The sequence below is a fragment of the Amycolatopsis dendrobii genome, assembly GCF_014145675.1.
Lineage (GTDB): Bacteria > Actinomycetota > Actinomycetes > Mycobacteriales > Pseudonocardiaceae > Amycolatopsis > Amycolatopsis dendrobii.
Genome location: NZ_JACGZW010000009.1, coordinates 170686 through 182546 on the forward strand (window position 1 = coordinate 170686; position 11861 = coordinate 182546).

An 11861-nucleotide genomic window follows, 5' to 3' on the forward strand; every position below is an offset into this window, starting at 1 on the left:
GGGGCAGGGCTCCGCGCTAAGGTCGGAGTTGCTCATGGACCCGACACTCGCCGCGCGTGCCCTATCCGCGGCCACGGAGATCACCAGCACCGCGCTGTCCGGGGACGACCCGGAGGGGGTGCTGGAAACAGTCGTGGCCAGGGCCGTCGAGTTGGCGGACGCCGACCTTGGCCTGGCGATGGTCAGTGCTGATGACGGGCGTGTCGTGGTCGAGGCGGCGTATGGAGTCGACGGCTTTCTCGCCGAGGCGCCGACGGGCGACGTCGACGGCGGGCCGGTCGGGGAATTGCGCGGGCTGACGCTCGGGACGGATTCCGCAGCAGGCCAGGTCGCGCGCGGCAGCGAGCCGATCGCGGCGGAGGACTTCATCGTCGACCCGCGCACAGCACCGTATGTGCCGGACGAACTGCGCGGATACGGACCCTTCGCGGCCGCGCCGTTCGGCTCCGGCGGACGAGTGCTCGGCGCGCTCACGGTGTACCGAAGGCAAGGTCGCGAGCCGTTTTCCGCGGGCACGGTCGAGATGCTCGCGGCGTTCGCGGCGCAGGCCGGGGTGGTGCTCGCGCTGGCGGAGGGTGCGAACGCGCGGCATCGCGTGACCCTCTACCAAGAGCGCGAACGCATCGCCCGCGAGCTGCACGATGTGATCGTCCAACGGCTTTACGGCACCGGCATGCAGTTGGACCGGGTCCGCCGCAACATGCGGAAACGCTTCGCACAGGCCGACGGGGCCCGGCTGTCCGACGCGATCGACCAGCTGGACCAGACCATCGAGGAAATCCGCGGCACCGTACGCGCGCTGCGCTCGCCCGAGCCGCGCCACGACCCCGGCAGCCCGACCGACCTCGCCGAATCCGCGCGCGGCGAAGTGCGCATCGCCGGCGAACTGCTCGGGTATCCGCCGACCCTGGAGCTGTCCGGCGAGTTCGCCGACATCCCGGCCGAACGGGCCGACCACATCCGTGCCGCACTGCGCGAGGCACTGTCCAATGTGGTCCGTCACTCCGGTGCGAGCGAAACCCGCGTGACGCTGACCCGCGACTCCGAGGGAGTGAAGCTTCGCGTGCGCGACAACGGCTCCGGGGTTCCGCAAGGGGTCGCGACCCGGGGGCTTCGGCATCTCGCCGAACGTGCTGATGCTGCTGGTGGCCGGTTTTTCCTCAATTCTTCGCCGAGTTTGGGGACGTTGGTCGCGTTTGACCTGCCGCTTGAGTGAGGCGCGGTCGCCGAGCTGAACCCTGCGGCAGGAACGGCACGGCTGATCGCGGTCCTGAACGCCCGCATGAGCTTCGGCGACAGTGTTCGGTGGTTGTGTTGCTGGGCAAGGGTTTCAGCGGTTGCGCTGCGACGGTTGGCACCGCGGGTGATTGCGGCGCAGCGATCGATGGCAAGCCAGTGAGGCCACGACGCCGAAGTTGCGGCGCGCAGACCCACCTCGCAGGCACTCACGCATACGTCCGCCATCGCGCCGCGACAGTCCACACTGCGTGCCGCAGTAGCCGCGTTGCGGTGGTCGGCGAACGCAGTCGCCTTGCCAAGGTCGGCACGACAGTCGCGTTGCTGTGGCTGGCGAGGCAGGTGCGTTGCCACGGCCTGCGGGACGTGCGCGTTGCCAGGACCTGCCAGGCAGGTGCGTTGCCATGATCGGCGAGGCAGGAGCGTTGCCGTGGTCGGCAACACCGGAGCATTGTCATGGTCGACAAGGCAGATGCGTTGCCGTGGCTGGCCGGACAGCCGCCTTGCCGGGGCCTGCACGGCGGGTGCGTTGCCGTGGCTGCAAGGAAATACTCGCCCTGCCTGAGCCCGGCAGTGGCAGTTACCGCGCCGCGCGCGCACGTCGCGGTAACCACGTCGCACCGAGTTGCCGTTGTCTTGGACTCGTTGCGTCAGCCGGGCAGCATGGCGCGGCTCTGCACTGTGTGGCGCTGCACTGTGTCGTCGACCCCGCGTTGCGGCGACCTAGTGCCGTGCGACCTAGTGCTGTGCGGAATCGCCACGTCCGCCTACTGCCATTTCGAGTCACCTCGAACTAGCCACCTCGAACTAGCCACCTCGAACCAGTTGCCTCGCACCGTCGTCGCGAATCCGCCGCCTCGGATCGCAGTGGACGTACTGCGTCTGCGTCGTCCTGAATCGCTCGCAGCAAACACGCTGTATCAACCTCGCGCCGCTGTGAACCCACCGCTGTGAACACACCGCGCACCAAGAGATTCAGCCTTCACGAGTCATCGAACACGCTCCTTCCTCGAATTCTCTCGCCCTGCCACCGAGCCGTTCCCCATGGTAGCGAAGAATCGAACATCCATTCGGCACTCAATTGGGTGAACCAATCTGCGGAAGTCGGCTACCCACAGCTCTGTCTTGGACGCCGAGAACCCCGTCCGCAGCAACGCGGGCGGGGTTCGGGCACGAAATCAGCAGGGGTCAGTCGCGGTTAGCGAAGAAAGCGCGAATATCGGCGGCGAGGAGGCCCGGGCGTTCCATCGCCGCGAAGTGACCGCCTTCCTCGAAGCGGTTCCAGTGCACGATGTTGGTGTTGTCGCGTTCGGCGAAGGTCTTGATGGTCTGGAAGTCGTCCTTGAACACCGCGACCCCGGTGCGCGCGTCGCTCATCCGCGGCTCGGCCTGTGCGCGGGCGTTCTCCAGGTAGCTGCGGCTCATCCCGGAAGCGGCGTTGGCGAACCAGTTCACGCTCACCTCCAGCAGGATCGTTTCCAGTGGTACGAGCGAGGTTCCGTTGCCGAAGGAGTTGAACAGCTCGCTGTAGGCGAGTAATCCGATCGGGGAGTCACTGAGGCCAACGGAAACCGTCTGGGGGCGCGAGGCGTTCATCGTGTTGTAGCCACCGACTGATTGAAACCATTGCATGTGTTCGAGGCCGGCGTAGTCGGCCGGTTCGAGGCGTTCGAACTCCGCCGGGTCGCCGGACGGGAACGAGAACAGCTGCAGGACGTGCAGGCCGAGGAAACCGTCCGGGTTCAGCAGGCCTAGTTCCCTGGCGACCATCGCGCCGTTGTCCGAGCCGTGGATTCCGTAGCTCTCGTACCCGAGGCCGCGCATCAGGCGGTCGTATGCGGCGGCGACGCGGGCGACTGTCCAGCCCGCTTCCGCGACGGGCTGGGAGAAGCCGTAGCCGGGCGCGTCGGGGACGACGACGTCGAAGGCGTCCTCGGCGCGGCCGCCGTGTGCGACCGGGTCGACGAGGCGGTCGATCAGGTCCAGGTAATCGACCGACGAACCGGGATAGGTGTGTGCGAGCAGCAGCGGCGTCGCACCGGGGTGGGCGGAGCGGACGTGGATGAAGTGGAACGTCTGGCCGTCGATCTCGGTGGTGAAGTGCGGGACGGAGTTGATCCGCGCTTCGGCGGCGCGCCAGTCGAAGGCCCGCCACGCTTCGAGCGCCGTCCGCAGGTAGGCGTTCGGGGTGCCGGCGTCCCAGTCGTCGGTCGGCGACGGCTGCGGCAGGCGGGTGCGGGCGAGGCGGTCGTGCAGGTCCGCGAGTTCGGCGTCGGTGATCTCGAGGGTGAAGGGGCGGAGGGCGAGGGAAGCGGTCGCGTTCGTCATGAGAAGAACACTAGGAGGCTATTAGGTAGGATAAGTTCCTAATAGAATAAGGAGTTTCGATGGCCGATCCGACGGCGCGGTTGCTGGCGCTGCTCGCTCTCTTGCAGACCGCCGCTGGGCGGAGCGGCAGGGAACTGTCGGAGCGCCTTGGCGTCTCGGCCCGCACGATCCGGAACGACGTCGAACGGCTGCGTGACCTGGGCTATCCCGTCGAGGCGACGCGCGGGAACGTAGGCGGCTACCGGCTGGGTTCGGGCGGGAAGCTGCCGCCGCTCCTGCTGGACGACGAGGAGGCGGTGGCGGTCACCGTCGGGCTGCGGGCCGCGGCGGGCATCTCCGGGATCGAGGAGGCCGGCACACGGGCGCTCGCGAAGCTCGAACAGGTCCTGCCGTCGAGGCTGCGTCCGACGGTCGACGCTCTCCGCTCGACGATCGACCGCGGTCCGGAGAACACCGGCACCGACGCGCCCGATCCGGAGGTCGACGGTGCCGTGCTGCAGGAGGTCGCGCGGGCGATCCGGCACGTCGAATGGCTCCGCTTCGACTACGCGGACGAGCTGCGGCTGGTCGAGCCGTATCGGTTGCTCAGCTGGCAACGGCGGTGGTACCTGGTCGCTCGCGACCCGCAGGACGGCAGTTGGGCGACCTACCGCGTCGACCTGATGCAGCCGCGGATGGCGACCCGCCGGCGGTTCGAGCCGAATCCGTTGCCTGGCGGGGATTACACCGCTTTCGCGATGCGCACGATCGCGGCGAGCGGGTGGATCGTGCACGCGCGGCTGCGCATCGACGCTCCGGCGGACCAGGTGCTGGCGCGGATCAACCCGACGGTCGGCGTCGTCGAACCCATCGACGAGCACCAGTGCGTGCTCGTCACCGGCGCGGACAGTTTGGACACCGTGGCTGTCTACATTGGAATGCTGATGATGGACTTCACCGTCGAATCGCCGCCGGAGCTGATCCCGCGGCTGCAGCTGCTGTCCGAACGCTACGGTCGGGCTGTCGCGGGCAGCTGATTCACTTGCCGCGCCGGGCGATCCACGCCGCGGCCTGGGTGCGGCGCTGCATGCCGAGCTTCGCGAGCACGGACGTCACGTAGTTCTTCACCGTTTTCTCGGCGAGGAAAAGACGTTCGGCTATCTCGCGGTTCGACAGCCCCTGTCCGATCAGCTCCAGGACGTCGCGCTCGCGGTCGGTGAGGGCGGCCAGTTCGTCGGTCGGCGGATGGCGCAGTTTGTCGAGCACGCGAGCGGTGCTGACCGGGTCGAGCAGCGACCGGCCGGCGGCGACCTCGCGGACCGCGTTCACCACGTCCTGGCCGCGAACCTGCTTGAGCAGATAACCCGAAGCACCCGCCATGATCGCGCCGACCATGGCTTCCTCGTCGTCGAACGCGGTGAGCATGAGGCAGGCAGGCGGATTCGGCTTGGACCGCAGTTCGCGGCAGAGCGTGATGCCGTCGCCGTCCCCGAGCCGGACATCGACGACCGCGACGTCCGGCTCGACGTGCATCGCCACCGCGAGTGCCTCCTCGACGCTCCCGGCCTCGGCGACCACTTCCAGGTCGGCCTCGTCGCTGAGCAGGTCGCGCAGGCCCCGCCGGACGAGTTCGTGGTCGTCTACTAGCAGCACCTGGATCGGCATATCTCCAGGTTACGGGCCGTGGGGCGGTTCGTCTGCCGGTGGTGCCGCACGACACCAGGAGTTACCGCTCGCAGGCGATTCCGTCGCCGTCGCGGTCCAGCCCGGGTCGGTAGCCCGGGTCGCCGCGGTGCAGCGGCGTGACGCCAGCGGCTTTCGCGGCCGCACAGTTTTTGTAATACGCACTGCTCGGCTGCTCAGGTTCCGGCGCGTCCTCAACCGGCGGGGGCGCGGCTTGTTCCGCCGTGCGCGGGTCGGGCGGCGGAGCGGGCGCTTCCTTCGGCGGAGTCGGCGTCGGAGTCGGGGTGGGCACCGGCGTCGGCGCGGTGATCACGCCTTTGCAGGGTTCCGCCCACAATCCCGTCGCAGCTTGCTGGGCCGCGTTCGCCGCGTTGCGCAGCGAATCGGAGATGACGCTGCCGGAAAGCCGCGCGTATCCGGCGGAGAGCGCCGCGGTCGCGTAGTCGGTGCCGTCGCTCAAGGCCAATGCGACGCCGTCGGCGGTGTCCGTGGTGATCTTCACCGCCGCGCTGGCGAGCTTGTTGTTCGCCCATGCTGTCGTTTCAGTTGCGTAGCAGTTGTTTCCGGTCGCCACTTCGAGACCGAGGATGTGCACGGTGCGATGGCTGCCGTCGGAACCGATCAGTTCGACGTTGGCGGCATCGGTGATTTTGTCCACGGTGTAAGTCACCGGTGCCGGCGTGACTGATGTGGTCGCCGAAGTCGTTGCCGGCGGCGGGGTGACCGGTGCGGCGACCGGCTCCGGCGTCGGTGCCGGCTTTCCGAAAACCGCGCCCAGAATGAAGAGAACCGCGAAGACGCTGAGGACGACCGTCAGCCAGGTCGGCAGTTTCAGCTTGGGACGCGACGGCGGCGCGGGCGTGGGATGCATTCGGAATTCCTCTTCCTGAGGCGGGTGCCGAATGGTGTTCGCAAAAGCGGCGGCAAGTGTTACGCAACAGGGCAGCAAGACTAAGAAGAAGTCACGGATCCGTCACGAAGGCGGCGTTTCCCGTTCCGGGTGTGACGATTCGGCAGCTTCTCGCGATGGTCAGGGGAACTGTCCAGGAGAAAGCGCATCCACGATGGCCGAGCTGATCGAACGACTGTCCCTGTCCTCGACCGGGCAGGTGCCCGCGAGCGGCACGGAATTCACCGCGCTCGACGTGAAGACGACCGGACTGCACCGCGGTCGCGTCCTGGAGGTCGCCGCGATCCGGTTCCGCGGGGACGGAACGTTCCTCGGCGAGTTCGCGACGGTCGTCGCCGCGGACGCGAGCCGGCGCAACCCGCACCGCATCACCGCGGCGGAACTGGCTGACGCGCCGGGCTTGGGCGACATCCTCAGCCCGGTATTCGATCTGTGCCGGGGCGCGGTCGTCGTGGCACCCGACCTGGCCTCGGTGGAAGGGCTCCTCACCGAGATCAGCCAGTTAGGCGTCCGCGTGCCCCGGCTGCCGGGGATCTCGCTCAAGGACACCGCGCAGGCGGTGTTGCCGCTGCCCAACTACCGTCTCGCCACCATCGCCCGCGCCTTCGGCATCGAGGACTTCCCTGGTTACCTCGCCGAGCCGGCCGCCCGGGCGTGCGCGCAGGCGATGATCGCGCTCGTCGGTACGCACGGGCTGCGGTTCGCGCAGCCGGTGCGTTTTCCGGAGCTGCCGCGGTACGCGTCCCAAGCGGCAGCCCTGCGCCGGTCGGCGGCCGGTGCGGAGAAGGGCTGGATGGCCGAGGCGGTGGACCGGGTTTCCGCGGCAGACGACGGGCCGGTCGCGCAGGCTTATCTCGACCTGCTCGCCGAAGCGGTCGGCGACCAATTCCTGACCGACGAGGAGGTCTGGGCGCTCGCCGACCTCGCGGCCGAAGCCGGGATGGCAGCGGCGGAGGTGCAGCGGATCCACACCGGCTTCGTCGCCGAACTGCGCCGGGTCGCGGAGGCCGACGGGGTGGTGACCTCCGCCGAGTACCGCGAACTGCGTCAGGTCGCGGACGCGCTCGGGGCGCTGCAAGTGGTGGTGGACCTCAAGGTCACCGCTACCGGCGACAAGCCGACGCGGGTACTGGTGCTCGGTACGACGGCGGACGCGGACCAGTTGCGCGCGCGGGTGCTGTCGGAAGGGTTCCAGCTCGCGAAGAACCTGACGGGCTCGGTCACGCATCTGGTGTACGACTCGGGCGTGCGCGAGTCCGAACCGCGGCTTTCCCGGGCGCTCGAACTCGGTGCGCACGTTGTGCGGCTGGACGAGGCCGTGGTGCTGTGGGGATTCGTTCCGGCCCCGCAGCCGAGGCACCAGAAGGTGCCGTCGAGCCGGGACCGGCTGATCGGGCGAGTGCTGATGGGACTCGGACTGGTCCTCATGGTCATCACGGTGGCCGCGATGTTCGGCGGCAGCGGGCTGGGGCCGGGGATCGTGCTGGCCGTTCTCGCGGTCGGTGCGCTGGTCGGCGGCTGGTACCTCGACGAGACGAAGCAGGCGGCGGCGAGGTCAGCGGGCTAGCGGAGGGAACCTCTTCTCGTTCCGGTCCACCTTCGCGTTCGCTGCTTCCAGCAGGTCGATCCCCAGTACGTCCGCGAGCCGGACCAGGTACAGCATGACGTCGGCGATTTCGTCCTGGACGTTGAACTCCTGGGCCGGGTCCGCGCGCCAGTCCGCGGCCTCCTCCGGGGTCAGCCACTGGAACAGGGCGATCAGCTCGCCTACTTCGCCGGACAGGGCCATTGTCAGGTTTTTCGGGGTGTGGAACGGTTCCCAGTCCCGGGCGGCGGCGAAGTCGCGGAGGCGCTGGGTGAGGTCGTCTAGGGTCACTGGACCTGATTATCACGCGCGGTGCTCACCTGGGGTGTCCGGGTTGGGCCGAAAAGAGTACGCCGTTGGCCCACACGCCGGTTACGGGCCATACGGCAGACTGTTCGCGTGAGCGTCCCCGACCCGGTCGAGTACACCGCCAAAATCGGCGCGGTTCTCGATACCGTGCGGCGGCTGCTCGACTCCGGCAGCCGCGCTGATCTCGCGCCGCTCGCCCGGCGGGCGGTGGACGACATCGTGGGCATGCTCGAGCAGCACGGTGCGCTCGCGGCGGACCTCGAAGTGCGGCTTGACCAGGCGGTCGCGTTGTACGCGCGGGCTTGTGCGGCTCGGCCGCCGGATCCGGAGCTGCTCGCGGACTGGGTGCTGGAAGCGGCGTTCAGCGGGCGCGCGGTCGCGGTGGCTGATTTCGCGGCGGCGCTCGGGGACGCCGGGCTCGCGCGGATGAAGTCCATTGTGGACGAAGTGTTGCGCGGCAAGCAGCCCGAAAAGGTCGAGATCGCGCAGCGGCTGCAGGAGGAAATCGCCGAGGCGAGCGGGGACGTGGACGGGCTGGTCGCCATTCTCGCGGCCAAACCGCCGCGGGTGGACGTCAGTCTCAAGATCGTCCGGGTGCTGCGGGCGGCCGGGCGGCACAGCGAGGCGATCGCGTACGCGGCGCGGGTGCTGACTCCGCAGCGGGCGGAGAAACCGCGGGCGGAGAAACCGCAGCGGAAGGAAGCGCCGCAAGCAGAGGCACCGCCAAAAGAAGAAGAGTCCATTCCGGAATACCGCGAACGGATCGAGCAGCTGATCGCGCAAAAAGAAGCAGGCGCGTACCGGGAAGCGGCGCAGTGCCTCAAAAAACTGCGCGCGCTCCACAAACAAGCGGGCACGGCGGAGGAGTTCACCGGCTACGTCGCCGAGCTGGTGAACGTCCACCGCCGCAAAACCCGGTTGCTCGCGGAGATCCGGTCGGCCCGGATCGCGCTTCCGAAGGGCTAGAGCTCGGCCAAGGCGGCGCGGTAGGCGTCGAGGTCGTAGTCGAGCTGGTCTTCTTCCTCGGTTTCGGTCAGCTGTCCTTCGAGGACGGTCACCAGCCGGTCGAGGACGTCAGTGCGGGAAAGATCCTGCCGCAGCAGGTTCTGCGCGGCGGTCCACACTTCGGCGGGCTCGTCGTCCCACAGCTGGTCCACAATGGACGTCTCGAGGGCGAGCCGGAGGCCGTCCGCGCCGTCGAATTCTTCCGCGGCCAGCGATTCGTGGTACTCCGGGTGCGCGCCGATCACCAGCAGCCTGCGCTGTTCCGGGTCGCCGGGGTCGAGGTCGGTCAGTTCCTCGTCACCGATCACCGTGGACAGCTCGGGCACCGCGAACCGGCGGCGGGCCACCACTTCCAGCGCCTCGTCGGCGGATTCGGTGCCGTCGAGGTAGTCGCTGAAGTCCTCTTCCTCGTCGTCGTCCGAGAGGTACTCGCCGAGATACTCGGTGACTTCCTCCACCAACGCGGCCGTGGCGACCTCGGACAGTCCGGCGCGAGCCGCGGCCCAGCCCGCCCAGGACAGCACGACCGGTGCGACGGCGTCCTCGTCCTCCAGCTCGTATTCGCCGTCCAGCAAGGATTCCAGGAACCGCGCGAGCTTTTCCGGGCCGACGCGCAGCGGGTTCGCCGGTTCGGTGCGGCAGCCGTGATCCACCAGCAGGTTGGCGATTTCGCGGGCGGCGTCGGCGTCCGGCAGGTTCGTGTCGGCGAGGAACTGGGCGACCGCTTCTTCGCGCTGCGCGGCGGTCCATTCGGCGACCGGCGGAATCTCGGACGGCTCCGGGAGCGAACGCGCCCAGGTCAACGCGATCGCGTGGAACCGCGGGTAGTCCTCGCCGACGTCCGGCTCGTCCAGCGCGTCCGTGGCGGCGATCCCGGACACCAGCAGCCGGTGCGCGTCGGCGGGCTCGATTTTCTCCAGTACGACCAGTTCGCCGTCTTCCTCGACCTGCGAGCGCATTTCGGCGAGCACCTCGTGCGGCTCCTCGATGACCACGAGGTCGCGCACCCGGCCGTCCTCGGTGAAGTCCAGCAGCGCGAGCAGGCCGAGCGAGTGGTCGCCGCGGGAAAAGACGCACAGCAACGACGACTCGTCGCCGTAGACGTCCCCGGTGCGCCAGCATTCGCCGACGCTGACCTGCCCGACCTCGGCCGCCCACTCCGGCTCCGGGATGCCCCGGCCGAGCACGACGTCGAGCGCCTCGGCCGCCGCCGAACGCTCCTCTTCGGACTCCGCCAGCACCTTAAGCGCGGCCAGCAGTGCCGCCGCGCCGGGCGTGATCTTGCGCTGTGCGAACGCGATCAGCTCAAGTCCGAGCTGGCTTTCCGGTTCGTCCTCCACGACGACGTCCCGCCACTGCCCGACGACCTCGGAACCCAGCAGGTCGATGTCGAACGGACCGGGCTCGGCCGCGACCGCGGAGAAGTCCCGCAGCACGTCCTTGAACAGACCGTTGACGCTGGGGGCGGTGGGTAGGGAACTCTTCTTGCGCGCGCGGCTCACCGGACTCATGCCGCACATCTTGCCTGGACCCGAAGCTCAGGCCTCAGCTGGTCGGCTCCGCCGTGCTCCGTGCCTTCACGCGCCGTTCGCGCAGCGCGTCGTCGAAGTCGACGACGAACGCCCCCGCGGCCATCGCGACCAGCAGCGTCAATCCCAATACCGCGCCGACCCAGGTCAGGACGATAGTCAACATCGTGGCCTCCTTCGCAGGTCAAGTGCGACATCCTGCTGCTTTCAGGGTCGCTTGCGGACCCGGGAGCTGGTATCGGCCAAGTGGTTACGAAGACGCCAGCCGATCGGTCAATTACCCGGGCCTTGTGCAGAAGGAGACCAGTGAGGCGCGTGTGGGTGAAATCAGAGCTTCCGCAGTCGAACGCGGTTGATGGCGTGGTCGGCGTCCTTGCGGAGCACGAGAGTCGCACGTGGACGAGTCGGCTTGATGTTCTCCATCAGATTCGGCTCGTTGATGGTGCGCCACAGGTGCCGCGCTTCTTCGCGGGCCTCGTTGTCGGGCAGGCCGGCGAAGTGGTGGAAGTGCGAGGCGGGGTCGGCGAACGCGGTGTGCCGCAGTTTCAGGAATCGCTCGACGTACCAGTGTTCGATGTCGTCGATGTGCGCGTCGACGTAAATCGAGAAGTCGAACAGATCCGAGACGGTCAGGCTCGGGCCGGGCTGCAGGACGTTCAGCCCCTCGATGATGAGGATGTCCGGCCGCTCCACGACCTGTTCCTGGTCCGGGAGGATGTCGTAGGCCAGGTGCGAGTACACCGGCGCGGCCGCCCGTTCGGCCCCGGACTTCACCTCGGTGACGAACCGCAGCAGCGCGCGCCGGTCGTAGCTTTCCGGGAAACCCTTGCGGTGCATGATCCCGCGCCGGGTCAGCTCGGCACGCGAGTAGAGGAACCCGTCGGTCGTCACGAGGTCGACGCGCGGGTGGTCGGGCCAGCGGGCGAGCAGGGTGCGCAGGATCCGGGCGGTGGTCGATTTGCCGACCGCGACACTGCCCGCGATGCCGATCACGAACGGGGCTTTGGTGTTGCGGCAGTCCTCGCCGAGGAATGTCGTGGTGGCCTCGTACAGCTGTTGCCGGGCCTTCACCTGGAGGTTGATCAGCCGCGAAAGCGGCAGGTACACGTCGGCGACCTCGGCGAGATCGATTTGCTCCCCGAGCCCGCGGAGCCGGACCAGCTCGTCGGCGGTCAGCGGCAGCGGAGTGGAGCTGCGCAGCTCCCGCCACTGTTCCCGATGCAGCTCTACATAGGGGCTGAGTTCACGGACCCGTGGGGGCATCGCACACTCCTCGGCCGTCGCCTGCGCTGGCTCC

Annotated in this window: 11 protein-coding genes; 4 read left to right on the top strand and 7 right to left on the bottom strand. The window is 68.4% G+C overall.

What is annotated here, in order from left to right; genetic code table 11:
- Positions 1–34: 34 nt before the first annotated feature.
- Positions 35–1216 carry a GAF domain-containing sensor histidine kinase gene (locus H4281_RS26485; RefSeq protein ID WP_182893633.1) on the top strand — a complete coding sequence of 394 codons (1182 nt, stop codon included), beginning with the start codon at positions 35–37 and terminating at the stop codon, positions 1214–1216.
- Positions 1217–2424: 1208 nt separating this feature from the next.
- Here the strand turns inward: H4281_RS26485 and H4281_RS26490 are convergent.
- The gene (locus tag H4281_RS26490; RefSeq protein ID WP_182893634.1) at positions 2425–3564 is read right to left on the bottom strand and encodes an epoxide hydrolase family protein; all 1140 of its coding nucleotides are present in this window, start codon (positions 3562–3564) and stop codon (positions 2425–2427) included.
- Positions 3565–3623: 59 nt separating this feature from the next.
- Between H4281_RS26490 and H4281_RS26495 the strand changes: the two genes are divergently transcribed.
- Entirely contained in the window at positions 3624–4580 is a 957-nt protein-coding gene (locus H4281_RS26495; RefSeq protein WP_182893635.1) for a helix-turn-helix transcriptional regulator, read from the top strand.
- Between the two features lies 1 nt (position 4581).
- On the opposite strand, the gene H4281_RS26500 is transcribed toward H4281_RS26495, so the two are convergent.
- Positions 4582–5208: a response regulator gene (locus tag H4281_RS26500; RefSeq protein ID WP_009085782.1), complete on the bottom strand. Its 627-nt coding sequence runs from the start codon at positions 5206–5208 to the stop codon at positions 4582–4584.
- A 61-nt stretch (positions 5209–5269) separates the two neighbouring features.
- Positions 5270–6097 (bottom strand): excalibur calcium-binding domain-containing protein, encoded by an 828-nt coding sequence (locus tag H4281_RS26505; protein WP_182893636.1) that lies wholly within the window; start codon positions 6095–6097, stop codon positions 5270–5272.
- Between the two features lie 193 nt (positions 6098–6290).
- On the opposite strand from H4281_RS26505, the gene H4281_RS26510 reads away from it, so the two are divergent.
- On the top strand, positions 6291–7703 hold the full coding sequence (locus tag H4281_RS26510; protein WP_182893637.1) for a 3'-5' exonuclease: 1413 nt from the start codon (positions 6291–6293) through the stop codon (positions 7701–7703).
- Here H4281_RS26510 and H4281_RS26515 read toward each other — a convergent pair.
- Positions 7692–8012 carry a nucleotide pyrophosphohydrolase gene (locus tag H4281_RS26515; protein WP_182893638.1) on the bottom strand — a complete coding sequence of 107 codons (321 nt, stop codon included), beginning with the start codon at positions 8010–8012 and terminating at the stop codon, positions 7692–7694. The two genes, H4281_RS26510 and H4281_RS26515, sit on opposite strands and share 12 nt — an antisense overlap.
- Before the next feature lie 108 nt (positions 8013–8120).
- Between H4281_RS26515 and H4281_RS26520 the strand changes: the two genes are divergently transcribed.
- Positions 8121–8996 (top strand): hypothetical protein, encoded by an 876-nt coding sequence (locus tag H4281_RS26520; protein ID WP_220507865.1) that lies wholly within the window; start codon positions 8121–8123, stop codon positions 8994–8996.
- Here H4281_RS26520 and H4281_RS26525 read toward each other — a convergent pair.
- The 3 genes from H4281_RS26525 to coaA all read right to left on the bottom strand — a co-directional run bounded on the left by H4281_RS26525 (position 8993) and on the right by coaA (position 11827).
- Positions 8993–10546: a hypothetical protein gene (locus tag H4281_RS26525; RefSeq protein ID WP_182893640.1), complete on the bottom strand. Its 1554-nt coding sequence runs from the start codon at positions 10544–10546 to the stop codon at positions 8993–8995. The genes H4281_RS26520 and H4281_RS26525 overlap by 4 nt on opposite strands.
- A 34-nt stretch (positions 10547–10580) precedes the next feature.
- Positions 10581–10730 carry a hypothetical protein gene (locus H4281_RS26530; protein ID WP_182893641.1) on the bottom strand — a complete coding sequence of 50 codons (150 nt, stop codon included), beginning with the start codon at positions 10728–10730 and terminating at the stop codon, positions 10581–10583.
- A 161-nt stretch (positions 10731–10891) separates the two neighbouring features.
- On the bottom strand, positions 10892–11827 hold the full coding sequence (coaA, locus tag H4281_RS26535) for a type I pantothenate kinase (protein ID WP_182893642.1): 936 nt from the start codon (positions 11825–11827) through the stop codon (positions 10892–10894).
- Positions 11828–11861 lie beyond the last annotated feature (34 nt).

Coding starts and splice junctions, on each gene's coding strand:
- H4281_RS26510 (WP_182893637.1), top strand. CDS start 6,291: ATGGCCGAGCTGATCGAACGACTGTCCCTGTCCTCGACCGGGCAGGTG.
- H4281_RS26525 (WP_182893640.1), bottom strand. CDS start 10,546: ATGAGTCCGGTGAGCCGCGCGCGCAAGAAGAGTTCCCTACCCACCGCC.
- H4281_RS26485 (WP_182893633.1), top strand. CDS start 35: ATGGACCCGACACTCGCCGCGCGTGCCCTATCCGCGGCCACGGAGATC.
- H4281_RS26495 (WP_182893635.1), top strand. CDS start 3,624: ATGGCCGATCCGACGGCGCGGTTGCTGGCGCTGCTCGCTCTCTTGCAG.
- H4281_RS26505 (WP_182893636.1), bottom strand. CDS start 6,097: ATGCATCCCACGCCCGCGCCGCCGTCGCGTCCCAAGCTGAAACTGCCG.
- H4281_RS26490 (WP_182893634.1), bottom strand. CDS start 3,564: ATGACGAACGCGACCGCTTCCCTCGCCCTCCGCCCCTTCACCCTCGAG.
- coaA (WP_182893642.1), bottom strand. CDS start 11,827: ATGCCCCCACGGGTCCGTGAACTCAGCCCCTATGTAGAGCTGCATCGG.
- H4281_RS26500 (WP_009085782.1), bottom strand. CDS start 5,208: ATGCCGATCCAGGTGCTGCTAGTAGACGACCACGAACTCGTCCGGCGG.
- H4281_RS26530 (WP_182893641.1), bottom strand. CDS start 10,730: ATGTTGACTATCGTCCTGACCTGGGTCGGCGCGGTATTGGGATTGACG.